This window comes from uncultured Massilia sp., assembly GCF_913773735.1.
Classification (GTDB): Bacteria; Pseudomonadota; Gammaproteobacteria; order Burkholderiales; family Burkholderiaceae_D; genus Telluria.
In genome coordinates, this window is the sequence record NZ_CAJYEB010000025.1 from 118,236 (window position 1) to 142,570 (window position 24,335).

22 protein-coding genes are annotated in these 24,335 nt (G+C 69.5%); 14 read left to right on the forward strand and 8 right to left on the reverse strand.

The window, feature by feature from the left end:
- Window positions 1-5: 5 nt before the first annotated feature.
- The 3 genes from QZ749_RS13240 to ccoS are packed head-to-tail and all read left to right on the forward strand — an operon-like array spanning window position 6 to window position 3,535.
- Window positions 6-785: a sulfite exporter TauE/SafE family protein gene (locus QZ749_RS13240; protein ID WP_296947588.1), complete on the forward strand. Its 780-nt coding sequence runs from the start codon at window positions 6-8 to the stop codon at window positions 783-785.
- Window positions 782-3,253, forward strand: coding sequence for a heavy metal translocating P-type ATPase (locus QZ749_RS13245; protein ID WP_296947590.1), 2,472 nt, complete (start codon window positions 782-784; stop codon window positions 3,251-3,253). The genes QZ749_RS13240 and QZ749_RS13245 overlap by 4 nt, the downstream gene beginning before the upstream one ends.
- 3 nt (window positions 3,254-3,256) lie before the next feature.
- On the forward strand, window positions 3,257-3,535 hold the full coding sequence (gene ccoS / locus QZ749_RS25660) for a cbb3-type cytochrome oxidase assembly protein CcoS (protein ID WP_373896820.1): 279 nt from the start codon (window positions 3,257-3,259) through the stop codon (window positions 3,533-3,535).
- Between the two features lie 147 nt (window positions 3,536-3,682).
- On the opposite strand, the gene QZ749_RS13255 is transcribed toward ccoS, so the two are convergent.
- Window positions 3,683-4,081 carry a TraR/DksA family transcriptional regulator gene (locus QZ749_RS13255; RefSeq protein ID WP_296947591.1) on the reverse strand — a complete coding sequence of 133 codons (399 nt, stop codon included), beginning with the start codon at window positions 4,079-4,081 and terminating at the stop codon, window positions 3,683-3,685.
- A gap of 239 nt (window positions 4,082-4,320) precedes the next feature.
- Between QZ749_RS13255 and ccoN the strand changes: the two genes are divergently transcribed.
- The 6 genes from ccoN to QZ749_RS13285 are packed head-to-tail and all read left to right on the forward strand — an operon-like array spanning window position 4,321 to window position 9,540.
- Complete coding sequence (gene ccoN / locus QZ749_RS13260) at window positions 4,321-5,799, forward strand: cytochrome-c oxidase, cbb3-type subunit I (protein WP_296947594.1); 1,479 nt, start codon at window positions 4,321-4,323, stop codon at window positions 5,797-5,799.
- Window positions 5,800-5,830: 31 nt separating this feature from the next.
- Entirely contained in the window at window positions 5,831-6,445 is a 615-nt protein-coding gene (ccoO, locus tag QZ749_RS13265; RefSeq protein WP_296947597.1) for a cytochrome-c oxidase, cbb3-type subunit II, read from the forward strand.
- A 1-nt stretch (window position 6,446) separates the two neighbouring features.
- Window positions 6,447-6,635 carry a CcoQ/FixQ family Cbb3-type cytochrome c oxidase assembly chaperone gene (locus QZ749_RS13270; RefSeq protein WP_296947598.1) on the forward strand — a complete coding sequence of 63 codons (189 nt, stop codon included), beginning with the start codon at window positions 6,447-6,449 and terminating at the stop codon, window positions 6,633-6,635.
- The gene (gene ccoP / locus QZ749_RS13275; RefSeq protein ID WP_296947599.1) at window positions 6,628-7,581 is read left to right on the forward strand and encodes a cytochrome-c oxidase, cbb3-type subunit III; all 954 of its coding nucleotides are present in this window, start codon (window positions 6,628-6,630) and stop codon (window positions 7,579-7,581) included. Before QZ749_RS13270 ends, ccoP begins: the two co-directional genes overlap by 8 nt.
- Window positions 7,578-8,972 (forward strand): cytochrome c oxidase accessory protein CcoG, encoded by a 1,395-nt coding sequence (gene ccoG / locus QZ749_RS13280; protein WP_296947600.1) that lies wholly within the window; start codon window positions 7,578-7,580, stop codon window positions 8,970-8,972. Before ccoP ends, ccoG begins: the two co-directional genes overlap by 4 nt.
- Before the next feature lie 34 nt (window positions 8,973-9,006).
- On the forward strand, window positions 9,007-9,540 hold the full coding sequence (locus tag QZ749_RS13285) for a FixH family protein (protein WP_296947602.1): 534 nt from the start codon (window positions 9,007-9,009) through the stop codon (window positions 9,538-9,540).
- 30 nt (window positions 9,541-9,570) lie between these two features.
- Here the strand turns inward: QZ749_RS13285 and QZ749_RS13290 are convergent, their stop codons facing one another.
- The 7 genes from QZ749_RS13290 to fnr all read right to left on the reverse strand — a co-directional run bounded on the left by QZ749_RS13290 (window position 9,571) and on the right by fnr (window position 18,215).
- Window positions 9,571-10,680, reverse strand: a complete 1,110-nt coding sequence (locus QZ749_RS13290; protein ID WP_296947603.1) for a porin — start codon at window positions 10,678-10,680, stop codon at window positions 9,571-9,573.
- Window positions 10,681-10,920: 240 nt separating this feature from the next.
- Window positions 10,921-12,027, reverse strand: a complete 1,107-nt coding sequence (locus QZ749_RS13295) for a sulfotransferase (protein ID WP_296947606.1) — start codon at window positions 12,025-12,027, stop codon at window positions 10,921-10,923.
- A gap of 9 nt (window positions 12,028-12,036) precedes the next feature.
- On the reverse strand, window positions 12,037-13,308 hold the full coding sequence (gene chrA / locus QZ749_RS13300; RefSeq protein WP_296947609.1) for a chromate efflux transporter: 1,272 nt from the start codon (window positions 13,306-13,308) through the stop codon (window positions 12,037-12,039).
- On the reverse strand, window positions 13,298-14,281 hold the full coding sequence (locus QZ749_RS13305; protein ID WP_296947611.1) for a hypothetical protein: 984 nt from the start codon (window positions 14,279-14,281) through the stop codon (window positions 13,298-13,300). The genes chrA and QZ749_RS13305 overlap by 11 nt, the downstream gene beginning before the upstream one ends.
- Window positions 14,282-14,285: 4 nt before the next feature.
- Complete coding sequence (gene cysC / locus QZ749_RS13310; RefSeq protein WP_296947613.1) at window positions 14,286-14,903, reverse strand: adenylyl-sulfate kinase; 618 nt, start codon at window positions 14,901-14,903, stop codon at window positions 14,286-14,288.
- 19 nt (window positions 14,904-14,922) lie between these two features.
- A complete protein-coding gene (locus tag QZ749_RS13315) occupies window positions 14,923-16,644 on the reverse strand; it encodes a methyl-accepting chemotaxis protein (RefSeq protein WP_296947615.1) in 1,722 nt (573 codons plus the stop codon).
- Window positions 16,645-17,438: 794 nt separating this feature from the next.
- A complete protein-coding gene (gene fnr / locus QZ749_RS13320; protein WP_296947617.1) occupies window positions 17,439-18,215 on the reverse strand; it encodes a fumarate/nitrate reduction transcriptional regulator Fnr in 777 nt (258 codons plus the stop codon).
- Window positions 18,216-18,444: 229 nt separating this feature from the next.
- Here fnr and QZ749_RS13325 point away from each other — a divergent pair, with 229 nt between their 5' ends.
- From QZ749_RS13325 to cyoE, 5 genes are all read left to right on the forward strand, one after another.
- Window positions 18,445-20,133, forward strand: a complete 1,689-nt coding sequence (locus QZ749_RS13325; RefSeq protein ID WP_296947619.1) for an AMP-binding protein — start codon at window positions 18,445-18,447, stop codon at window positions 20,131-20,133.
- Window positions 20,134-20,197: 64 nt separating this feature from the next.
- Entirely contained in the window at window positions 20,198-20,716 is a 519-nt protein-coding gene (locus QZ749_RS13330; RefSeq protein WP_296947622.1) for an SET domain-containing protein, read from the forward strand.
- 111 nt (window positions 20,717-20,827) lie between these two features.
- Window positions 20,828-22,015: a nicotinate phosphoribosyltransferase gene (gene pncB / locus QZ749_RS13335; protein ID WP_296947625.1), complete on the forward strand. Its 1,188-nt coding sequence runs from the start codon at window positions 20,828-20,830 to the stop codon at window positions 22,013-22,015.
- Between the two features lie 218 nt (window positions 22,016-22,233).
- Window positions 22,234-23,310, forward strand: a complete 1,077-nt coding sequence (locus QZ749_RS13340) for an acyl-CoA dehydrogenase family protein (RefSeq protein WP_296947627.1) — start codon at window positions 22,234-22,236, stop codon at window positions 23,308-23,310.
- Window positions 23,311-23,375: 65 nt separating this feature from the next.
- Window positions 23,376-24,323: a heme o synthase gene (gene cyoE, locus QZ749_RS13345; RefSeq protein WP_296947629.1), complete on the forward strand. Its 948-nt coding sequence runs from the start codon at window positions 23,376-23,378 to the stop codon at window positions 24,321-24,323.
- Window positions 24,324-24,335: the final 12 nt, after the last annotated feature.

The following is a 24,335-nucleotide window of genomic DNA, read 5'->3' on the forward strand; positions in this document are numbered from 1 at the left end:
CCGGCATGCTCGGCGTCGCCCTCGTGCCGGTATTCCTGGTCGGCCTGCTCGGCAGCGTGCATTGCGCCGGCATGTGCGGCGGCATCGTCGGCGCGCTGTCGGTGGCGCCGGCCGTCGGCGCGCGCGCGCAGGCGGTGCGGGTGAGCGCGCTCCCGGCGCGCACGCCGCTGCGCACGCCGCTGGCCAACGTCCTGGCCTACAACGCCGGCCGCATCGGCAGCTACATGGCGGCCGGCGCGCTGGCCGGCGGGCTCGCCCAGGGCGCGCGCACGCTGGCCCAGCTGCCGGCGCTGCAGGCCGGGGCCTACTGGCTGGCCAACCTGATGCTGGCCGCCCTCGGGCTGTACCTGATGGATGCGTGGCGCGGCCTGGCGCGCCTGGAGCAGGGCGGGCAATTCGTCTGGAAGCGCGTGCAGCCGCTGCTGCGCCGGGTCGGCCCGCTGGACGGGCCGGGCCGCATGCTGGCGGCCGGCGCGCTGTGGGGCTGGCTGCCGTGCGGGATGGTCTACAGCGTACTGGTGACGGCCATGCTGAGCGGTTCGGCCGCGTCCGGCGCGCTGGTGATGCTGGCCTTCGGGCTGGGCACCCTGCCGATGCTGCTGTCGCTGGGCCTGCTGGGCGCGCGCCTGCGCGCGCTGCTGCGCCGGCGCGGCGTGCGCGTCGCCTGCGGCGCGCTGGTGCTGGGCTTCGGGTTGCTAGGGCTGGCGCGCGCCGCCGGCGGCCTGCACGACGGCCATGCGGCGGGCTGGATCGACGCCATCTGCGTCGGCGGGAGGGCGCCATGAACGCGCCCGTCGACGCGGTCCTCGAGGCCGCCGCAGTAGCAGCCCCCGCGACCGAGCCCGCACCGGCGGCGGACGCCGCCTGCTTCCACTGCGGCGAGCCGGTGCCCGCCGGCAGCCCGTGGCGGGCGCAGGTGGGCGGGCGGGCGCGCGCCATGTGCTGCCCCGGCTGCGCCGCCGCCGCCGAGGCCATTGCCGCGGCCGGCCTGGACGACTATTACGACAGCCGCACGGCCTGGGCGCCGCGTTCCGAGGACGCCGCCCGGGCGGACGCCGCGCTCGAGGCCTACGACAGCGTGGTGGAGGGCGGCGACGCCGTGTTCACCGTCGAGGGCATCCGCTGCGCCGCCTGCGTCTGGCTGATCGAGCGCCGCGTGGCGGCGCTGCCGGGCGTGCAGGAAGTGCTGCTGAACGTCGCGACCGAGCGCCTGCGCGTGCGCTGGGACCCGGCCGCCAGCCGCGCCAGCGACATCCTGAAGGCGCTGCACGCGATCGGCTACGTCGCGTATCCGTTCGACGCCACGCGCCACGGCGCCCAGCTGGAACGGGCGCGCAAGACCCTGTTCCGGCGCCTGTTCGTGGCCGGCCTGTCGATGATGCAGGTGATGATGTACACGGTGCCCGTGTACATGGCCGACCACGGCGGCGACGGCATGGACGCGTCGATGCGCGCGCTGATGGGCTGGGCGTCGCTGCTGCTGACGCTGCCCGCCGTGACCTATTCCGCCTGGCCCTTCCTGCGCGGCGCCTGGCTCGACCTGCGCCGCGGCCTGCCCGGCATGGACGTGCCGGTGGCGCTGGGCATCGTCGCCGCCTTCGCCGGCAGCGCCGTGACCCTCGTGCAGGGCCGGGGCGACATCTGGTTCGACTCGATCACGATGTTCGTGTTCCTGCTGCTGGGCAGCCGCTACCTGGAACTGAACGCGCGGCGCAAGGCGGCGCGCGCGCTCGAGGGCCTGCAGCGCAGCGCGCCGGCGACGGCGCAGCGCCTGGACGGCTGGCCGGCCTCGCGCCGCGCCGCCACCGTCGACGCCGCGCTGCTGCGCCCGGGCGACATGGTGCTGGTGGCGCCCGGCCAGGCGTTGCCGGCCGACGGCACGATCGCCGACGGCGAGACCGAGGTCGACCTGGCGCTGCTGACCGGGGAAAGCCGCACGCGTCCGGCCGGTCCGGGCGAATCGCTGCCGGGCGGCGCCGTCAACGTGGCCCAGGCCGTGGTGCTGCGCGTGACCAGCAGCGCGCGCGACAGCACGGCGGCGCTGCTGGCGCGCCTGGTCGAGCGCGCCGGCCAGAACAAGCCCAGGCTGGCCCTGTGGGCCGACAGCGTCGGCGCCTGGTTCGTGGCGGCGCTGCTGGCGCTGACCGTCGTGACCTTCTGCGTCTGGCGCGTGCTCGACCCGGCGCGCGCCTGGCCGGCGGCGATCGCCGTGCTGGTGGTGTCGTGCCCGTGCGCGCTGTCGCTGGCCACGCCGACCGCGCTGGCCGCCGCGCTCGAGCGCCTGCTGCGCCACGGCGTGCTGGCGGTCAAGCCGCACGTGCTGGAGACCCTGGAGCGCGCCACCCACGTGGTGTTCGACAAGACCGGCACATTGACCTACGGCCGTCCGACGCTGCGCCACACGCTGGTGTTCGCCGGCGGCGGCCCGCAGACCACGCGTACCTGCGTGCAGGTGGCGGCGGCGCTGGAGGCGGGCAGCGCGCACCCGCTCGCCGTCGCGCTGCGCGAGGCGGCCGGGCCGGTGGCGCCGGTGGCGGACGTGATCCGTTACGTGGTGGGGCAGGGCGTCGAGGGCGAGCTGCACGGCCGCCGCTACCGCCTCGGCAACGCCGCCTTCGTCGGCGCGGTGGCCGGCGCGGCGCCGCCGCCGTCGGACGTGGCGGCGCCGCCCGGCGCCACGTCGGTCTGGCTGGGCAGCGCGAACGGCTGGATGGCGCGCTTCGACCTGGTCGACGAGGTGCGGCCGGAAGCGCAGGACATCGTGCAGCGCCTGCGCGCGCGCGGCAAGACCGTGATGCTGCTGTCGGGCGACGAGGACGCGGCCGCGCGCGCGGTGGCGGCCCAGCTGGGCATCGCCCACGCGCTGGGCGGCCAGCTGCCGCAGGACAAGCTGGACGTGGTGCGCGCGCTGCAGGCCGAGGGCGCGGTGGTGGCGATGGTCGGCGACGGCGTCAACGACGCGGCCGTGCTGAGCGGCGCCGACGTCTCGTTCGCGATGGGCCAGGGCGCCCAGCTGGCCCAGCTGCACGCCGACTGCGTGCTGCTGGGCGACGGCCTGCACCCGCTGGCCGAAGCGGTGGACGCCGCCGGCGCCACGCTGCGCACGATCCGCCAGAACCTGGCCTGGGCCATGGTCTACAACCTGGCCGCGATCCCGGCCGCCGCCTGCGGCCTGCTCAACCCCTGGCTGTCCGGCATCGGGATGGCCGCCAGTTCGGCGCTCGTGGTGCTGAACGCCTTGCGCAAGCGATAAGCCATGGAATCCCTCTACCTCCTGATCCCGCTGAGCATCATGGTCGTCGCCTTCGCCGTGTGGATCTTCTTTGGCGCCGCGGATAGCGGGCAGTTCGATGACCTCGAGAGTCCGGGGTGGCGGATACTGGGCGACGATGATGGGGGGGCGCAGGTGTCGTCTCCGGCGTTGCCGGCGGACGAGCAGCCGGGTGGTGCGGTGGTGCGGCTGTATCCGGCTTCGTCGGGCACCGCGGCGGAACACCGGGGTCAGAGCCCCTTGAAAAGCAACACCGGGCTCTGACCCCTGCGCTGGCGTCTGGGCTGACGTCTGCGCTGCGGCTTCGTCGGGCGCCGCGGCGGAACACCGGGGTCAGAGCCCCTTGAGAAGCAACACCGGGCTCTGACCCCTGCGCTGACGTCTGCGCTGACGTCTGCGCCGCCGCCTGCGTCACATGGACGGGCCGCGCCCGGTCCCGCTTTCCTTTTCCAGCCGCTCCTGGCAGGCGATGCAGGTCTGCACCGTGGGGGTGGCCAGCAGGCGGTCTTCGGGGATGTCGCGGCCGCACACGACGCAGATGCCGGCCGCGCCCGTTTCGAGGCGGCCCAGCGCCTGGTCGATGGCCTGCAGCAGGTTGGCCTCGTGCTCGGCGAAGTGCTCTTCGTTGTGGCTGATCATTTCGGCGGCCGGGGCGTCGTCGTTCTGGCCCATGTGGGCGTTCGGCGAGATCGACGGGCGGTCGTCGGTGTCGCCGTCGGTGCGCGCGCGGACCGTGGAAAGCAGGGCCGCGCGGCTGGCGCGCAGGCGCTTGCCGAGTTCGGCGTGGAGTTGCTGCGAGATGGGTGGCATGGATGTCGTCCTGTCTGATGATCGATGGGGCCGCCACGCTGCCGCGGGCCTGCCTCGTCCAGGTGGCGCACGCCGGGGCGTTTCGCCACTACCAAGTCTTCTTTCAGCAACGCAGGGTAGGACAGTTTGTCTCCTGCCTTTAGCCAGTCTGGACTATTTGATTCACATCAAAGATTTTGCATACCCGGGAAAGCTACCCTCCAGTTGTCGTATCGACTCATAAAACTAGGGAGTGCATCTTGGATAGCAGTCTAAACTATAACTACAAGGTCGTGCGCCAGTTTGCCATCGCGACGGTGGCCTGGGGCGTGATCGGCATGCTGGTCGGTGTCTTCATCGCCGCGCAGCTGGCCTGGCCTTCACTCAACTTCGACATCCCGTGGCTCACCTACGGGCGCCTGCGCCCCCTGCACACCAACGGGGTGATCTTCGCGTTCGGCATCTGCGGCCTGTTCGCCACGTCCTACTACGTGGTCCAGCGCACCTGCCAGGTCCGCCTGTTCTCGGACAAGCTGGCCGCGTTCACGTTCTGGGGCTGGCAGGCCGTGCTGCTGTCGGCCGTCGTCACGCTGCCGATGGGCCTGACGCGCGGCAAGGAGTACGCCGAGCTGGAGTGGCCGATCTCGATCGCCATCGCGGTGGTCTGGGTCGCCTACGCCGTGGTGTTCTTCGGCACCATCCTGAAGCGCCGCGTCAAGCACATCTACGTCGCCAACTGGTTCTTCGGCGCCTTCGTGCTGGCCGTCGCCATCCTGCACATCGTCAACGGCATGTCGATGCCGGCCACGCTGACCAAGTCGTACTCGATGTACGCCGGCGTGCAGGACGCCATGATCCAGTGGTGGTACGGCCACAACGCCGTCGGCTTCATCCTGACGGCCGGCTACCTGGGCATGGTCTACTACTTCATCCCCAAGCAGGCCGAGCGTCCGGTGTATTCCTACCGCCTGTCGATCGTGCACTTCTGGGCGCTGATCTTCACCTACATGTGGGCCGGCCCGCACCACCTGCACTACACCGCGCTGCCGGACTGGACCCAGTCGGTCGGCATGGTGTTCTCGCTGATCCTGCTGGCGCCGTCCTGGGGCGGCATGATCAACGGCATCATGACCCTGTCGGGCGCCTGGCACAAGCTGCGCACCGACCCGCTGCTGAAGTTCATGATCGTCTCGCTGTCGTTCTACGGCATCTCGACCTTCGAAGGTCCGATGATGTCGATCAAGACCATCAACTCGCTGTCGCACTACACCGACTGGACCATCGCCCACGTGCACGGCGGCGCCCTCGGCTGGGTCGGCTTCATCACCATGGGTTCGCTGTACTACCTGATCCCGCGCCTGGCCGGCAAGAAGCAGATGGCCAGCATGGCCCTGGTCGAGACCCACTTCTGGCTGGGCACCATCGGCATCGTGCTGTACATCGCCGCCATGTGGATCGCCGGCGTCATGCAGGGCCTGATGTGGCGCGCCGTGAACCCGGACGGCACCCTGACCTACACCTTCGTGGAAAGCGTCAAGGCCACGTACCCGTACTACGTGATCCGCTTCGGCGGCGGCCTGATGTACCTGACCGGCATGATCCTGATGGGCTACAACACCTGGCTGACCATGCGCGGCGCCCCGTGGGTGGATGCGCGCATCCCGCCGCTGCTGCCGCACGGCAAACCGGTCAAGGACGTCCCGGCCGGCGCCGGCGACCGCGTCCCCGAGCACGCATGACCACCCTTCACGCTACAAGCAGGAGCAAGCAATGAGTTTCAATCATGAACGGATCGAGAAGAATCCCTGGCTGCTGATCGGCCTGGTGCTGCTCGTGATTTCCTTCGGCGGCCTGGTCGAGATCGTGCCGCTGTTCTTCCAGAAATCGACGACCGAGCCGGTCGCCGGCCTCAAGCCGTATTCGGCGCTGCGCCTGGCCGGGCGCGACGTCTACATCCGCGAGGGCTGCTACAACTGCCACTCGCAGATGATCCGCCCGCTGCGCGCCGAGACCGAGCGCTACGGCCACTACTCGGTGGCCGGCGAATTCGTCTACGACCACCCGTTCCAGTGGGGATCGAAGCGCACCGGCCCGGACCTGGCCCGCGTCGGCGCGCGCTACTCGGACGAGTGGCACCGCACCCACCTGGACAACCCGCGCGACGTGGTGCCGGAATCGAACATGCCCGGCTACCCGTGGCTGGCGAAGACCAAGCTCGATCCGCAATCGATCGTGCCGAAGATGCGCGCGATGCAGCGCATCGGCGTGCCCTACAGCGAGCAGGACGTGCAGGACGGTCCCGCCGAACTGGACGGCAAGACCGAGCAGGACGCCCTGATCGCCTACCTGCAAGGCCTGGGCACCCAGATCAAGACGAGGAACTGACATGGCCATTACACATCTGTTCGACAGCGCAAGCAGCATCATGACCCTGATCAGCTTCGCCACCTTCATGGGCATCTTCGCCTGGACCTACGTGCGCAAGGAACGCGATTTCGCTGCCGCCGCCACGCTGCCGTTCGCCGACGACGCCGCCGACGAGTTCACTACCGGCAGGGAGGACCGCCATGTCTGACTTCACCAGCGGTTTCTGGAACTGGTACGTCACGATCATCGTGATCTGCTCGATCGCCGGCTGCGCGATCCTGCTGTGGTCGCAGTCGCGCTTCAAGGTCAAGCTCGACGAGGACGGCCAGCCGCAAAAGACCACGGGCCATGTCTGGGACGAGGACCTGACCGAGCTGAACACGCCGATGCCGCGCTGGTGGATGGCGATGTTCTGGCTGACCATCGTGTTCGGCATCGTCTACCTGGTGCTGTACCCAGGCGTGGGCAGCTACACCGGCAAGTACGACTGGAAATCGACCGGCCAGTACGAGGCCGAGGTCAAGCAGGCGAATGCCGAGTACGGCCCGCTGTTCGACAAGTACCTGCACCAGGACCTGCAGCAGGTCGCCGCCGACCCGCAGGCCCATGCCATCGGCGAGCGCCTGTTCCTGACCTACTGCGCGCAGTGCCACGGTTCCGACGCGCGCGGCAACAAGGGCTATCCGAACCTGACCGACAAGGACTGGCTGTACGGCGGCGAACCCTCGGTGATCAAGGAAACGATCATGAAGGGCCGCCACGGCCAGATGCCGCCGATGGGCGCGGCGCTCGGTTCCGACAAGGACATCGAGAACGTGGCCCATTACGTGCGCAGCCTGTCGGGCCTGTCGGCCGACCCGATCAAGGTCAGCTTCGGCAAGGAGAAGTTCGGCGCCTGCGCCGCCTGCCACGGCGCCGATGCGCACGGCAACCCGATGCTGGGTTCCCCCAACCTGACCGACAAGGTCTGGCTGTACGGCGGCAGCGTGGAAACCGTCATGGAAACGATCCGCAAGGGCCGTGACAACACCATGCCGGCCTGGGGTGAATTCCTGGGCGAGCCGAAGGCGCACGTGCTGGCCGCGTATGTCTGGAGCCTGTCCAACGTGCCGCGCCAGCCGCAAGCCGCCGCAACCGAGGTGGCCGCAAAATGAACGCCCCGGCGCCGAAGGAAGCGGTCATCAAGATGTACGAGTCGCGCGCGGACATCCATCCGCGCGAGGTGAAGGGCCGCTTCGCTTCGCTGCGCTGGGCGTTCGTCTGGTTGACCCAACTGTTGTTCTACGGCGTGCCGTGGTTGCAAGTGCACGGCCGCCAGGCCGTGCTGTTCGACCTCGAGACGCGCAAGTTCCACCTGTTCGGCCTAACGCTGTGGCCGCAGGACTTCATCTACCTGGCGGCGCTCCTGATCATCTGCGCCTACGGGCTGTTCCTCGTCACCGCGGTGGCGGGGCGCATCTGGTGCGGCTACGCCTGCCCGCAGACGGTCTACACCGAGATCTTCCTGTGGATCGAGCGCCGCATCGAGGGCAACCGCAGCGCCCGCATCCGCCTGGACCGCCAGCGCTGGAATGGCGAGAAGATCGCCAAGCGCGGCAGCAAGCACCTGGCGTGGGCGCTGGTGGCGCTGTGGACCGGCTTCACCTTCGTCGGCTACTTCACGCCGATCCGCACGCTGGGCCACGAGGCCCTGCGCTTCGGCCTCGGGCCGTGGGAATCCTTCTGGGTGCTGTTCTACGCCTGCGCCACCTACGAGAACGCCGGCTGGCTGCGCGAGCAGGTGTGCAAGTACATGTGCCCCTACGCCCGCTTCCAGAGCGCGATGTTCGACCGCGACACGCTGATCGTCAGCTACGACGTGAAGCGCGGCGAGCCGCGCGGCGTGGACAAGAGCGGCGCCAGGGCGACGGCCAAGGGCGACTGCATCGACTGCAGCATGTGCGTGCAGGTCTGCCCGACCGGCATCGACATCCGCAACGGCCTGCAGTACGAATGCATCGGCTGCGCCGCCTGCGTCGACGCCTGCGACACCGTGATGGACAAGGTGCACAAGCCGCACGGCCTGATCCGCTACTCGACCGGCAACGCGCTGGCCCAGGGCTGGAGCGGCGCGCAGATCCGCCGCCGCATCCTGCGGCCGCGCGTGATCGGCTACGGCGTGTTCTTCCTGCTCATCGCCGGCGCCATGACGACCTCGCTGGTCCTGCGAACCCCGCTCAAGCTCGACGTGATCCGCGACCGCGGCGCGATGGGACGCGAGGTCGAGGACGGCCTGATCGAGAACGTGTACCGGCTGCAGGTGATGAACACCGGCGAGGAAGCGCACGTGTTCCGCATCGCGGTCGCGGGCATCCCCGGCGCCGCGGTGGCCGGCGACGACACGGTCGAACTGAAGGGCGCCAGCGCGCGCGCCGTGCCGGTGCGCGTGCGCGCCGACCCCGGCCACGCGAAGACCGGCTCGAACCACATCGCGTTCACCGTGACGGCGCAGGACGACGCCGGCATCAGCGTGACCGAGAAGGCCGTGTTCATCGTCCCGAAATGACCCATACGACATCAACGACCTGGAAGGACCGATCATGCATGCGATTCCCAACCCCGCCACGCCGGCCAGCGCGCGCGGCGACGCCGATCCCTGGTACAAGCACCGCTGGCCCTGGTTCCTGATGCTGGGACCGGTCTCGGCGATGGCCTTCACCGGCATCGCCGTGCTGATGTCGTTCGACTACCCGGACGCCGTGGTGGTCGACGACTACTACAAGCAGGGCAAGGCGATCAACCAGGACCTGCGCCGCGACCGCGTGGCGACCAGCCTGCGCCTGTCGCTGCGCGCCAGCTACGTGCCGGCCGAGGGCCGGCTGAAGGGCAGCATCGCCAGCGCCGGCAAGCCGCTGACGGTGCCGTTCACGATCTACCTCGTGCACCCGACGCTGCCGGGCAAGGACATCGCGCTGCTGGTGCGCCCGGACACGGCCGGCGCCTTCGCGGTCGACCTGCCGACGCTCGAGCCCACCCACTGGAGCGTGGTGGCCGAGGGCGCGCTGCGCGACTGGCGCCTGGCCAGGACCTGGAACGGGGTGCAGGCGCTGACGATCGACGCCGACCGCGAGTAGCACGGCGGCGCCGGCGATCGCGCCGGACGCTCAGAAGTTGTGGCGCATCCCCAGCGCCATGCCCTTGAGCGTCGCCCCCGCCGCCGGCCCGATCCCGTTGATCGGGAAGTCGTACGCGGCATTGCCGCCGTTGTCCAGGCGCGAGACGTAGGCGTACAGGCTGGAACGTTTGGACAGCGTGTAGTCGTAGCCCAGCGTGACGTGCGTGGCGCCGGTGCCGGGTCCGCTGCGCACGTAGCCTATCCGCGCGGTGGATGGGCCGCTGCCGGCGCGCGCGCGGCCGACGGACAGGCGCAGGCCGTGCGCGCCCATCTGGTGCGACACGGCGACCCAGGCCGCGTCGCGCGCCAGTTCGCCCGAGGCGGTGCCGTATTCCAGGCGCTCGACGATCGCCGCGACACGCGTCTGCCCCCATGCGGCGGGACCGAACTGGTAGGCCAGGGCGATCTTGCTGCCGCGGTCGTCCAGCCCCGGTCCCTGGTATTCGTGGTGGCGCTCGTGCGCCAGTACGGCATACCACGGTCCGCGTTCATAGACGGCGGCGGCCGAGTCCAGCGACGGCCGGGCGCCGCTGGCCGGCTTTTCCTCGTTCATCCCATGCGTCAGGCGCAGCGACAGGCCGTGCCAGGCCGGCGTCCAGTAGTGGACCGAGTTGGCCTGGCGCCGGTCGAACGAGTAGACGTTGCCGACGTTGTCGACCGACGGGCCGGAACCGTTGGCCAGGATGCTCATGTAGCCGGCCGTGGTGGGGTAGAACGGGTCCAGGCCCGACGTGGCGCCGGCGTACGCGGTGACCCAGTGGCCGGCGAACAGCGTGCCCCAGGGGCCGTCGAGGCCGACGCGGGTATCGCGCCGGAACGGCTCGCCCGCGCCGGTGTCGGGCGACAGCGTGCCTTCCAGCTGGAAGATGGCCGTGACGCCGCCGCCCAGGTCTTCGCTGCCGCGAAAGCCGAGGACCGAGCGGTTGTTGACCATGCGGGTCTGGGTGAAGCCGCTGCCGTTGTCGACGTGCTCCATCGAGACGTTCAGGCGGCCGTAGATCGTGACGGATTGCTGGGCATGGGCGGAGGCGGCGCAGAGCGCGGCGAGCGCGGCGACGTTGGCGACGCACGTCGCGCCTTGGCGGATACGGGTGGGCATGGCATTCTCCTTTGCCGCGATTGTGCGGTGCATGCGAAGGGTTGCCAGCTATCCGATGGTATATGTGTCGTCATGTCGTGCCGTGCCCGACAGGCCGCGGGATTTCCCCGCGCATGGCGCTGCGGTCCGGTCCAGCGGCCCGGGCGGCCCGCCGCGGCCGGGCCAGGTCCGTCGCTTCGGCACCGGCCACGCAATCGGCCGACCCGGCGGCGGCGGCCGTGCCGCCATGCGCAGCGAGCGCTAGTCGGCGACTTCGAACGCGGCCGGGTCGAGTTCGCTGAGCGTGGCGAAGGCCGTCTCGCGCGCCGGCTGCGGGACGTGCTGACCCAGGCGCGCGCGCAACTGGGCCAGGTAGTCGGCGCGCACGCGGCGCAGCACGTAGTCGCGGAAGTTGTCCTGCTCCAGGCCGCGCCAGGCGCGCTCGCGGGCGGCGTCCGAGCGCGTCACGGCCAGGGCGCGCGCATCGGGCGACAGGTCGGCGTCGCCGCGTGCCAGGCGGGTGTAGTTGTAGCGGTCCATGTAGTCGCCGGTCACGGTTTCGATCACATTGATCTCGTCCATGCCGAGCTGCTGCTTGAACTTGTCGATGTTGGCGACGATGGGCGGGAAGCAGTTGGACGACCACAGCGCCGACAGCTGCGAAATCTGCTTGGCTTCCTGCGAGCCGCCCACGTCCAACATCCGCGGCTGGAAGTCGATGCCGAGGAAGCGGCAGACCGTTTCCAGCGTGGCCTGCTGGCTCGACAGGAAATCCTCGTAACGGATGGTCAGCACCCGCTCGGGGTGGCGTGCCGTCACCCGGTCGGCGGCGCGGTGGGCGGCCAGCCAGGTTTCCGCGTTCAGGCGCGTGTCGAAGTCGTGGATGATGGCGCGGTTCATCGACGCCACCTGGGCGCGCGGATCGCGCACCACGTTTACGAACAGCATGTCGGGGAACAGCGCCATCAGTTCGTCGGCGTAGTGGACGTTGTCCAGCGACTTGTCCATGACGACGCTGGCGCCCTGGTACTCGGCGGCGCGCAGCAGCAATTCCCAGTGGACGCGGTGCACGCTGCGCGGCTGGTGGCGCAGGGCTTCGAACATCTCCACCGGATCGAAGGTCATGTGCGGCCACTTGACCATGCTGACGGCCTGCAGGCCGCACAGGTCGGTCACCAGGCGGAAATAGTTGCGGTCGTCCCGCAGGTCGCCGTAGTGCGGCAGCAGCGGCATGAAGTCGACGATGTGCAGCGGATACGGCGAATAAAATTGCGGCGCCATGTTGAGGCGCAGGCGCAGCGCGTGGCTGCCGCAGCGGCGCAGCGGGATCATCATCACCGGACGGGGGCGGGCGAGGGATGCGGTCATGCCATTCTCCTAAAAAAGCAGGTAGCCGGCCAGGGCGGAACCAGTCACGACCAGGGCGGCGTCGATACGAAAGCGAAGCAGGGCCAGGAGGGCCAGCGCGCAGGGCAGGACGGCCAGCGGTTCCAGCGCGCCGGCCCGTGCGATGGTCCAGGCGGCGGCGAACACCATGCCGGCCAGGGAGGCGCGCATGCCGCCCAGTGCGGCCTGCACCGGTACGCAGTGGCGCACGCGCTGCAGCGCGCCGCTCGCGGCGATGATCAGCACGGCGCTGGGCACGAACATGCCGAGGGTGGCCGCCGCGGCGCCGGGCAGGCCGGCGACCTTGAGGCCGACCAGCGCGGAACTGATCATGGCCGGACCGGGGCTGAGCTGGGTGATGGCCAGGGCGTCGACGAACTCGCGCGCGCTCAGCCAGCGGTAGGCGTCGACCACGGTGTGCTGCAGCAGCGGAATGAATACATAGCCGCCACCGAATGCGAGCAGGCTCATGCCGGCGAACACGCTGGCCAGTTGCAGCAGGATGGGCGGGGCGGCCAGCGCGGCCAGGCCGCCGAGCGCGGCGGCCAGCGCGGCGAAACGCCGTCCGGCCGCGGCGCGCGGCGCGGCGTTCGTGGCGCCGCTGGCGGGAATGGTTTGCCTGGCGGTGGCGCCGCTTGCGGACCGGTCGCGCCAACGGTAGCCGAGGGCGGCGGCGATGGCCATCACGCTCAAGGTGGTCGCCAGGCCGGGCAGCGCGGCCAGCGCCAGCGCGGCGCAAACGCCCAATGCCATCTGGCGGCGGCCCTGCACCGCGCCGCGCCACAGCCGCAGGCCGGCCGCCAGCACGATGGCGATGATGGCCGGCGCGATGCCGTGGAAGAGCGGCTGCAATGCTTCCATGTGGCCGTAGCGCAGGTACAGCGTGCCCAGTCCGACCATGCACAGGAAGGCCGGCAGGACGGCGCAGGCGATGGCGACCGCCGCGCCCGCAGCACCGCGCAGCCGGTAGCCGGCATAGGCGGCCACATTCACCGCCACCGGTCCGGGCAGCACGGAGGCGAGGGCCAGGCCGTCCAGCAGGTCGGCGGCGGGCAGCAGGCGCCGGCGCTCGCACAGCACCTGCTGCGTCACCGACACCATGGCCATGAAGCCGCCGAAGCTGGTGCAGCCGATGCGCAGGAACAGCAGGGCCAGCGCGAACAGGCCGATGGTCGGCACAGCGCACGGCATGGCCGCGCCCATGGGCATGGCCGCCGGCGCGGGCTGCGGCCGGGACGACTGGGCGGCGCCGTCAGGAAGCATGGCTGCGGGGCGCGTCCGGCGCGAAGTAGGTGCCGAAGCGATCGATAAAGCGTTCCAGCTGGTCCGCCGGCAGGCGGTTGATGCCGGCAGCGGCCTTGCGTCCCCCGCCGCCGGGGAACTCGCCGCACAGCCCGCAGGCGCTGCGCGCCTCAGGTTGCCCCGAGCGCACGCTGATCAGGTACGTGCCATCGCTGCTGGCCAGCACCACGGCGAACGCGGCGCCGTCCTGGCGCGCGGCCAGGCGGTTGGCCAGCACGCCGTTGACGCGCCGCGCCCACGGTGCGGACGGCAGCACGTACACCGCATTGCCGTCGCGCTGCCAGTGCGGCAGCAAGCCTTGCAGTCGCGCGCAGTCGCTGCGATAGCCATCCAGCAGGTCGCGGTACAGCGCGGTGCGGAGGAAACCGTCCGGTGTTTCGTGGCCGCTGATGGCGCGGTACAGATTGGCCGGCGCGATGTGCAGGTCGGCCTCGCACTCGCCGTAGGCGTTGTAGTTCAGGGCCTGGCCCAGTTGCCGCAGGGCGTTGGTGCCGGCCTCGTCCAGCCCCAGGCTGCGCGCCAGCGCGCAGGCCGGCCGGTCGAGGTTGTCGCCGAAGGCGGCCGTCACGGCCCAGGGCCGGTAGCGACCGCCCAGGTGGCGGTCCACCAGGATGCTGGTGCAGACATCCGGCGCCGTGTCGCAATGCAGCGACAGATGCGGATGGCGCTGCGCCTGCGCGCATGCGGCCATGTGGTGGTCGAACCAGGTCAGCCGCGCGCCGCCGTCCAGCAGGCGGCGCAGTTCGCCGGCATTGGCGTCCAACGAGATGTCCAGCACCAGCACGTCCAGGTCCGGCCCGGCCGGCACGCGGCGCAGCAGTTCGATGTCGCGCTTGACGCCGGTGACCAGCGTGCGCCGGGCCGGCGCATGCAGGCGCAGCATGTGTAGCGCGCAGATGCCGTCGGCGTCGCCGTTGAACACGTCGTAGGCCATGGGGTCAGAGGAAGCGCGGCGTCAGGTGGCGGAACAGTTGCTCGCAGGCCTGGGCCAGCGTCAGCGCGTCGGTGTCCAGCGTCAGCGCCGGCGCCGGCGGCACTTCGTACGGGGCCGACACGCCGGTGAACTGCGGTATCAGGCCGGCGCGCGCCTTCTGGTACAGGCCCTTGGGATCGCGTTCCTCGCACACCGCGCATGGCGTGCTGACGTAGGTCTCGATGAAGTTGTCCGCGCCGATGATCTCGCGCGCCAGGTCGCGGTCGCTGCGCAGCGGCGAAATGAATGCGCAAATCACGATCAGCCCGGCGTCGTTCATCAGCCGAGCCACCTCCGCGCTGCGGCGAATGTTTTCGCGGCGGTCGTGGGCGGTAAACCCGAGATCGCTGTTGAGGTGGTGGCGCAGGTTGTCGCCGTCGAGGATGAACGCGGTGCGCCCTTCGCGGAACAGGCGCTGCTCCAGCGCGCACGCCAGCGTGGACTTGCCTGCGCCGCTCAGCCCGGTCAACCAGACCGTCGCCGCCTGCTGGCGCAACTGCCGCTGGCGCTGCTCGGCGCGGACGCCGCTGGCATGCCAGAATACCCGCGGCGTGGCCGCTTCCAGTCTTCCTGCACTGTCCATGTGGTTCTCCCGATAACGCTCAGAATTTTTGCCGGCCGGCCGCCGCCGGAGCCTTCGTCGCCGCGTACTTGACGCCACGCCCGGCTTGCGGGCCTCCTGGCGCGGACAGTTCCGGCACCGGTCTGGCGCGCGCGATCGGCGCCTCCTTGGCCGGCGACGTCTGCGTCGGGCCGCCCGCCAGGCGGAAGGTGGCGACCACGTCGTTCAGGCTGTCGACCTGTTCCTGCATGGCCTGCGCCGCCGCGGCGGCCTCTTCGACCAGTGCGGCGTTCTGCTGGGTGACGTCGTCCATCTGCGTGACGGCGTGGTTGATCTGCTCGATGCCGGCCGACTGTTCCTGGCTGGCCATCATGATTTCCGACATGATCTCGGTCACGCTCCGGACGCTTGCAACGACTTCCTCCATGGTGGCGCCGGCCTGTTCGACCAGCCGGTTGCCGTTCTGCACCTTGTCCACCGAATCACCGATCAGTTCCTTGATTTCCTTGGCCGCCGCGGCGCTGCGCTGCGCCAGGGTGCGCACTTCGCCGGCCACCACGGCAAAGCCGCGCCCCTGTTCGCCGGCGCGGGCCGCTTCCACGGCGGCGTTCAGCGCCAGGATGTTGGTCTGGAACGCAATCCCGTCGATCACCGCAATGATGTCCACGATCTTGTGCGCCGAGCTATCGATGGCAGCCATGGTATCCACCACTTTCGCCACCACCGCGCCGCCCTTGACGGCCACGCTGGAAGCCGACTCCGCCAGGTTGTTGGCCTGGCGCGCGCGATCGGAATTGAGGCGTACCGTGCTGGTCAGTTCCTCCATCGACGAGGCCGTTTCCTCCAGCGTGCTGGCCTGCTGCTCGGTGCGCGAGGACAGGTCCAGGTTGCCGGTGGCGATCTGGCTCGCCGCGCTGGCGATGGCTTCGCTGCTGGTCTGCACCTGGCCGACGATGTGCGTCAGGCCGTCGCGCATGGACTGCATGGCGAACAGGAGGCTGCTGGTGTCGCCGCTGCGCGCATGGATGGGCACGCTCAGGTTGCCGGCCGCGATTTCCGACGCGATGGCCGCCGCCTCGTCGGGTTCGCAGCCGAGCTGGCGCACCACGCGGCGCGTGATCATCCAGGCCGCCGCCACGCTGCACAGCAGCGCCAGCCCGCCGACGACCAGCATCTGCCGGCGCGCGCTGTCGTAGGCGGCTTCGGCAGCGGCGACCGCGTCGACGTTCTGCTTTTCCTCCACCGCGATCAGCTGGCGAATCAACTCCCACCATTTCTTTTGCACGGGGCGGAATTCGTAGCGCAGCAGCTGGTACGCCTGGTCCTGCTGCTGGCCCAGCGCCAGGTCCTGCGCGCGCTTGATGAACGGCGCCGCAAGTTCGCCCTGCTTCCGGATGTCGTCGAGCAGGGCCTTTTCCTCGGGGGCGGTGTTGGCCACCTCGCGGAACATCGCGGCCATCTTGTTCAGTGCGTCGGCATACTTGGCTTCCTGGTCGCCGATGCGCTTGACCTCGATCCGGATTTCCTTTTCTTCCTTCAGCAGGATCAGGTTGCGCAGCGCCAGCGCGCGTTCTGTCACGGTCAGGTCCATCACTTGGGCAAGCCGCGTTTCCACATTGTTGACCTTGGTGATCTCGATCATGCGTGCCTGGATCTGGCGCATGCTGGCCAGCCCCAGTGCAATTACTACCAACAGCAGGACGGACACGAGGCCGAAGCCAATGCCGAGTCGTTGGGCAACAGTCATATTTCGCAACGTCATGTTTTTCCTCAAATCGTAATGAGACGAATGCATAAATTTCTTCAGCATTCTCATATCGCCGATCTTAAAGACAGGAAGACGCTGAATTGTCGCCAATAGTCACTATCGGCATCGTTGCAACAGTCCCGCAAGCGGTTCGGTATCGGCACATGGCAGGCGTTCCGCCTACTTGCCATAGGGAAAAACGCTGGTGAAAGCCGCACGCAGGGACGGGACAAAAATGGCGACGGGAAGTTGTGTGGAAGCAACACAGAGAGTACGGGGCGTGCAGGCATGACGCCAATCCCATGGCTTCTAGTGGTCACAGTGACGGCGAGGAACAGGTCCTGGCAAGGCAGCGCCAGCGCAAAAGGGGGACATGGACCAACGGACAGCGAGCCGTCACTTGGACGGAACCTGGCGATCGAGGGCGTGCCTGTTCTACTTCCTCACCAGGCGGCGGTGGCGATGTAAAGCCTGCACGTGCCGGCTGGCCGGACCGCGCACTCTGCGACGAACCGATGCACGACGAACCCGACCCGCGGCGTGACGATCGCGTGCATGCCAACGCCATGCGCGACAGGCATCTGGTAGCGTTGAAAGCCCTGGCTGAACGGTTCCCCGATGGCTGGTCCTTCTCGACGCCGCCACGGTGATGTTCAGGGTGCGTACGACGGCCGGATTCGGCCAGGACCGGGACATGGCGACTCACGGACGAGAAAGCGCCGATGAGCGACCGACTTGCCACCTCGTTGAAGGGGGCGTGGCTTCCGAAGCCGCGGCAGCCTTGTCGTGCGATGTCTGCCGCGGGTCGATCACGCCATCGGACTACATTGCTCCGTCCCCGCCGCCATCGCCTTCAGGCGCGCGGGCTCAAGCAGGATGACTTCGCGCTTGTCCACCTGCACCAGCCCCATCTTCTTGAAGCGCGACAACAGGCGGCTGATGCTCTCGATGGTCAGGCCCAGGTAGTTGCCGATGTCCTCGCGCGACATGCGCAGCTGGAAGCTGGTCGAGGAATAGCCACGCGCGGCGTAGCGGGCCGACAGGTTCACGAGGAAGACGGCGAAGCGCTGCTCGGCGCGCATGTTCCCCAGCAGGAGCATGACGTTCTGCTCGCGCGTGATTTCCTGGCTCATGATGCGGTGGAAGTGGCGCAGCAGGGCCGGCACGTGGCCGAACAGCTCTTCCAGGTTGGAGAACGGGATCTCGCAGACCTCGCTGTCTTCCAGCGCCACCGCGTCGCAGTGGTGGCGGTCGCCGCTGATCGCGTCCATGCCCAGCAGTTCGCCGGCCATCTGGAAGCCGGTGATCTGCGATTCGCCGGCGGCGTTCACCTGGTAGGTCTTGAAGTGGCCGAAGCGCACCGCGTACAGGTTGCGGAACGGTTCGCCCATCTGGTACAGGCGCTCGTCGCGCTCGATGCGGCGGCGGCGGCCGATGATCTGGTCCAGGCGGTCGATGTCGGCGTCCGCCAGGCCCATCGGCAGGCACAGCTGGCCCATGCTGCAGGCCTGGCAGCTGACCTTGATGGCGTTCAGGGTCACGGGCTGGGGCGGTTGCAGGTCGATGGGGGAGACGGCATTGTTCATGGAGTCGGTATCGGGAGCGTAAACATCGGTATTCCGATTATATGCCGCCAGCGCACAAAGGGAACCCATCCAGGCCCGTTCGGGGCCCGCACGGGGCGATTTCGGGGACGATCCGTTGGACATACGGAACAAACTGGCGGGAATGACAAGCCGTGGCAGAATGCGGGAAACACAACAAGGCAGGGCAGCGCGGCGTTCCGCACGCGCCGCTTTTGCACAGGAGACCATCATGACCGCATCGCCCCACGCGCGTTTCCTCGCCGCGCGCGACTTCCTGCATCGCCACCGCACCGACTACGCCGCCGCCTGCGCCGGCTACCGGGCCCCCGAGCTCGACGACTTCAACTGGGCGCTCGACTTCTTCGACGTCCAGGCGCGCGCCAACGCCACGCCGGCCCTGTGGGTGGTGGAAGAGGATGGCAGCGAACGCAAGCTCTCCTTCGAGGAGATGGCCGCGCGCTCGAACCAGGTCGCGAACTGGCTGCGCGACTGCGGCGTGCGGCGCGGCGAGCGCGTGCTGCTGATGCTGCCCAACCGCGTCGAGCTGTGGGAAGCCATGCTGGCCGCGATCAAGCTGGGCGCCGTGCTGGTGCCGACGACGATGCTGGTATCCAGCGCCGACCTCGACGACCGCATGCGGCGCGGCGCCATCCGCCACGTGATCGCGCAGGCGTCCGAGACGGCCAAGTTCGCGGATCTGCCGGGCGACTACGGCCGCATCGCCGTGGGCGGCGCGGTCCCCGGCTGGCGCGACTTCGCCGCCAGCGGCGCTGCGGCGCGCGACTTCGTCCCCGACGGCGTCACGCGCGCCACCGATCCGCTGCTGCTGTACTTCACGTCGGGCACCACGGCGCAACCGAAGCTGGTGCTGCACAGCCACCAGAGCTATCCGGTCGGCCACCTGTCGACGATGTACTGGATCGGCCTGCAGCCGGGCGACGTGCACTGGAACATCAGCTCGCCCGGCTGGGCCAAGCATGCGTGGAGCTGCTTCTTCGCGCCCTGGAACGCGGGCGCCACGGTGTTCGTCTACAACTACGAGCGCTTCTCGGCGCGCGCCTGCCTGGACACCATCGTGCGCTGCGGCGTGACCTCGCTGTGCGCGCCGCCGACCGTGTGGCGCATGATGATCAAGGAAGACCTGGCGCAATGGCGCCCGCCGCTGCGCGAGCTGGTGGGCGCGGGCGAGCCGCTCAATCCCGAAGTCATCGACCAGGTCGAACGCGCCTGGGGCATCCGCATCCGCGACGGCTTCGGCCAGTCCGAGACCTCCTGCCAGATCGGCAATTCCCCCGGCCAGCCGGTCAAGCCGGGCTCGATGGGGCGGCCGCTGCCGGGCTTCCGGATCGCCTTGCTGGACCTCGACGACCTTCCGGCGCAGGAGGGCGAGATCGCCATCGCGCTCGATCCGGCGCCGCTGGGCCTGATGCTGTGCTACGAGGGCGACGCGGCCAAGACCGCGGACGTGATGCGCGCCGGGTACTACCACACGGGCGACACGGCCCGGGTCGACGCCGACGGCTATTATTTCTACGTGGGCCGCAACGACGACGTGTTCAAGTCGTCCGACTACCGCATCAGCCCCTTCGAGCTGGAGAGCGTGCTGATCGAGCATCCGGACGTGCTGGAAGCGGCGATCGTGCCGAGTCCCGACCCGCTGCGCCTGGCCGTGCCGAAGGCCTTCGTCGCGCTGCGCCCCGGCGTCGCGGCGTCGCGCGAGCTGGCCGGGGCGCTGTTCGCGTTCGCGCGCGCGCGGCTGTCGCCCTACAAGCGGATCCGCCGCATCGCGTTCGCCGAGCTGCCCAAGACCATCTCGGGCAAGATCCGGCGGGTCGAGCTGCGGCGCCTGGAGGCGGCGGAGCAGGCGGCCGGGCAGGGACGGCCGGCGGAATACCGCGAGGAAGATTTTTCCGCATAAGGTGCGGCACGAACGGTGCGAAACGGACAATAATAGGGGCGTTCCCACTCGTCCATCGCCCGCAATGACACCGTCCGCGCCATCGTCGCCGCTCTACGAAGTCCGCCAGTCCCCGGTCCACGGCCGGGGCGTGTTCGCCCTGCGTCCCATCGGGGCCGGGGAACGGATCATCGAATACAAGGGCGAGCGCATCGGCTGGGACCAGGCCACGCAGCGCGCGGCCGAGCGCGGCGGCCCCGTCAACCACACCTTCTATTTCAGCCTGGCCGACGGGCGCGTGATCGACGGCGGCCGGCGCGGCAACGACGCGCGCTGGATCAACCATGCCTGCGAACCCAACTGCGAAGCCTACGAGGACGACGGCCGCGTCTACATCCACGCGTTGCGCGACATCGACGCCGGCGAGGAGCTGAACTACGACTACGCGCTGATCTACGACGAGCGCCACACGCCGGCGCTCAAGCGCCTGTTCGCCTGCCGCTGCGGCACGCCGGCCTGCAACGGCACGATGCTGGCACCCAAGCGGCGCAAGCGCAAGAAGGCCGGCGGGCCCGACGATGCCCCCGCCGGTGCCTTAGCGTAAAGCACGGATGTTGCCGCTCGCGTAAGATGGGGGATGCGCCCGGCATCGTTCCGTGACCGGGCGCGTTCCCGACCAACCACCACGCACCATCAACCGCACCACCGCGCACCCATGAAACCCGTCGTCCGCAGCCTGCTCGAAACCGATCTCTACAAATTCACCATGTGGCAGGCCCTGCTGCACATGCACCCGAACGCCGTCGGCGAATACGAGTTCAGGTGCCGCAACACGCCGGCCTATCCGCTGGCCGAGCTGAAAGCGGAAATCGAGCGCGAGCTGGACCACCTGTGCACGATGACGTTCACCGAGGACGAGGTGAACTACCTGCGCACGCTGCGTTACATCAAGAGCGACTTCGCCGACTTCCTGACGCTGTTCCGCTTCCAGCGCAAGTTCATCCAGGTCGAGACCGACGGCCCGCACCTGCGCATCCATGCCAGCGGCCCGATCGTGCACGTGATGGGCTTCGAGATCTTCGTCCTCTACATCGTCAACGAGCTGTACTTCCGCCGCTTCGACCAGGACGCCGCGCTGCGCGAGGCGCGCCTGCGCCTGCAGCAGAAGATCGACGAACTGCGCGCCTTCGAGGCGGAGCCCAAGCGCATGCACCCCTTCGAGTTCTCCGACTTCGGCGTGCGCCGGCGCTTCTCCGGCGACTGGCACGAGGAGGTCGTGGCCACCCTTGTGCGCGAGATCCCGCAATTCTTCAAGGGCACGTCGAACGTCTACCTGGCCAAGAAGTTCAACATCGTCCCCATCGGCACGATGGCCCACGAATACATGCAGGCCTTCCAGTCCTTCGACGTGCGCCTGCGCGACTTCCAGAAGAAGGCGCTGGAAGACTGGGTGCAGGAATACCGCGGCGACCTCGGCACGGCGCTGACCGACGTGGTCGGCATGGACGCGTTCCTGCGCGACTTCGACCTGTACTTCGCCAAGCTGTTCGACGGCCTGCGCCACGATTCCGGCGACCCGGTGGAGTGGGGCGAAAAGGCGCTGGCGCACTACGCCAGGCTGCGCATCGATGCGCGCACCAAGCGCCTGGTGTTCTCCGACGCGCTGACCGTGCCCAAGGCGCTGGACCTGTACCGCCACTTCGCCGACCGCGTGCAGACCGGCTTCGGCATCGGCACCAAGCTGACCAACGACACCCAGTTCGCGCCGCTGAACATCGTCATGAAGCTCACCCGCTGCAACGGCCAGCCGGTGGCCAAGCTGTCCGACAGTCCCGGCAAGGGCTTCTCCACCGACGAAACCTTCATCGCCTACCTGCGCCAGGTGTTCGACCAGCATATCTGACGCGCGGCCCCGCCATCTGGCCCCGACATTTGTTGGTAATTAACAACAAATGTCGGGGCGTGCGCACGGGATGACGCCTTGCCGTCTGTTCAACTGGGACAATTTGCCCGCATGTCCGGATCGCGTTTTCCGTTAGCATGCCATCCTTGCGCCATCCGGTGCCGGCTGCGCCCGCGGGGCGGCGCCGGAACGGGGCGGCCGCAGGAGACGGTGCCCCCATGATGACGACCCTGGACGAATCCCTGCTCCGCTGGCTCGACGAGCACGCGGACGCCCTCGACGCCGACGCCGATGCCGCGCTGGCCGGCGCGCTGCACGCGCGGCTGGCCGCGGCCGGCCTGTTCCGCATCGGCGTGCCGCTTGCCAGCGGCGGCGACGGTGCCGGCACCGGCGCGGCGCTGGCCGCCGTCGCCGCGCTGGCCAGCCGCTCGCTGGCCGCCGCGTTCGTGTACTGGGCACAGCGCGCCGTCGTCGCATGCCTGCTGGCCGCGCCGAACCGCGACCTTGCGGCGCGGCTGGTACCGCCCTTGCTCGACGGGCGCCTGGCCGGCGCGCCGGGCCTGTCGAATGCGATGAAGTTCTTGGGCGGCCTCGACCGCCTGCACGTGCGCGTCACCGCGGCGGGCGGCGCCGCGCGCCTGGATGGCGCAGTGGCCTGGGCCACCAACCTGAACGCGGCCGGCGGCGGCTTCGTCGCGCTGGTGGTGGCCGGCGACGAGGAGGGCGGGGCGGCGCTGTACGCGGTGCCGCACGACGCGCCCGGCGTGGCGCGCGCGCCCGACCTGGACCTGCTCGGGCTGCGCGCGACGAACACGGCGGCGCTGCAACTGGACGGCGTCGTGCTCGGTCCTCAGTGGCTGCTGCACCCGCAGGCGCAGACGCTGCTGCCGGCCGTGCGCCCGGTCTTCGTCGGCATGCAGTGCGGCCTGGGCCTGGGCCTGGCGCGCGCCTGCCTGGATGCGGCGGCGCGCGCGCCGGGCGGCGAACAGCCGCTGCTGGCGCGGGACAGCGCGGCGCTGCGCATGCGGATCGACGGCACGCTGCGGCGGCTCGCCGACGGCCTGGACGACGGCGGACTGAGCGCGCAACCGCTGGCGCTGCTGGAAGCGCGCATCGCGATGGTCGAGATGGCGGCCGCCGCCGCCCGGATCGAATTGCAGGCGCTGGGCGGACGGGCCTGGCTGCGTGGCCGCGACGGCGGCGCCGCGCGGCGCCGGCGCGAGGCGGACTTCCTGCCGCTGGTCACGCCCACGCTGCTGCAGTTGAAGACGGAACTGGCGCGCGCGCGCGCCTGACGATGCCTTCCAGGGCGTCACCCTGGTCGCCCGTGCGGCGCCGTTCTTTTATGGTTGGATTCACGATGTCGAATGTCGAAGCAAAATACCGCGCGCCGGCTGAACCGGTCGCGCTCCCCGGCGCCGTGCTGGCGCCGCTCGTCGATACGCTGGCGCAGTACTACCGGCTGACCAAGCCGCGCATCACCCAGATGGCGGTGTTCTGCGCCCTGATCGGCAGCCTGCTGGCGACCGGCGGCTTTCCCGGCTGGGGCGTGCTGCTGTGGAGCGGCGCCGGCATCTGGCTGCTGGCCAGCGCCGCGTTCGCCGTCAACTGCCTGATCGAGGCCGAGGTCGACGCGCGCATGGCGCGCACGGCCCGGCGGCCCACGGCGCGCGGCGAGATCACGCCCGGCCGCACCGTGCTGCTGTCGGTGCTGTTTGGCGCGGGCGGCATGGCGCTGCTGTACTTCCGGGTCAATCCGCTGACGATGTGGCTGACGCTCGGCACCTTCGTCGGCTATGCCTTCATCTACACCATGCTGCTCAAGCCGAACACCTCGCAGAACATCGTGATCGGCGGCTTCGCCGGCGCGATGCCGCCGGCGCTCGGCTGGGCCGCCGCCACCGGGGCGGTGCCGCTGCCGGCCTGGCTGCTGGTCCTGATCATCTTCCTGTGGACGCCGCCGCACTTCTGGGCGCTGGCCATGTACCGGCGCGCGGACTACGAGCGTTCCGGCCTGCCGATGCTGCCGGTCACGCACGGCATGGACTACACGGGCCGCATGGTCTGGTACTACAGCATCGCGCTGGCGGCGTCGTGCGCGCTGCCGTGGATGGTGGGGATGAGCGGCTGGATCTACCTGGCGGCCGCGGCCGCGCTCAACGCCCTGTTCCTGCGCCACGCCTGGCTGGTGCACCGCCGCTACAGCGACGCGGTGGCGCGCAAGGCGTTCGCCTGGTCGATCATGTACCTGGGGCTGCTGTTCGCGGCGCTGCTGGTCGATCATTATCTGATGGCGGTGCTGGGGTAGGCGACGTCGGGC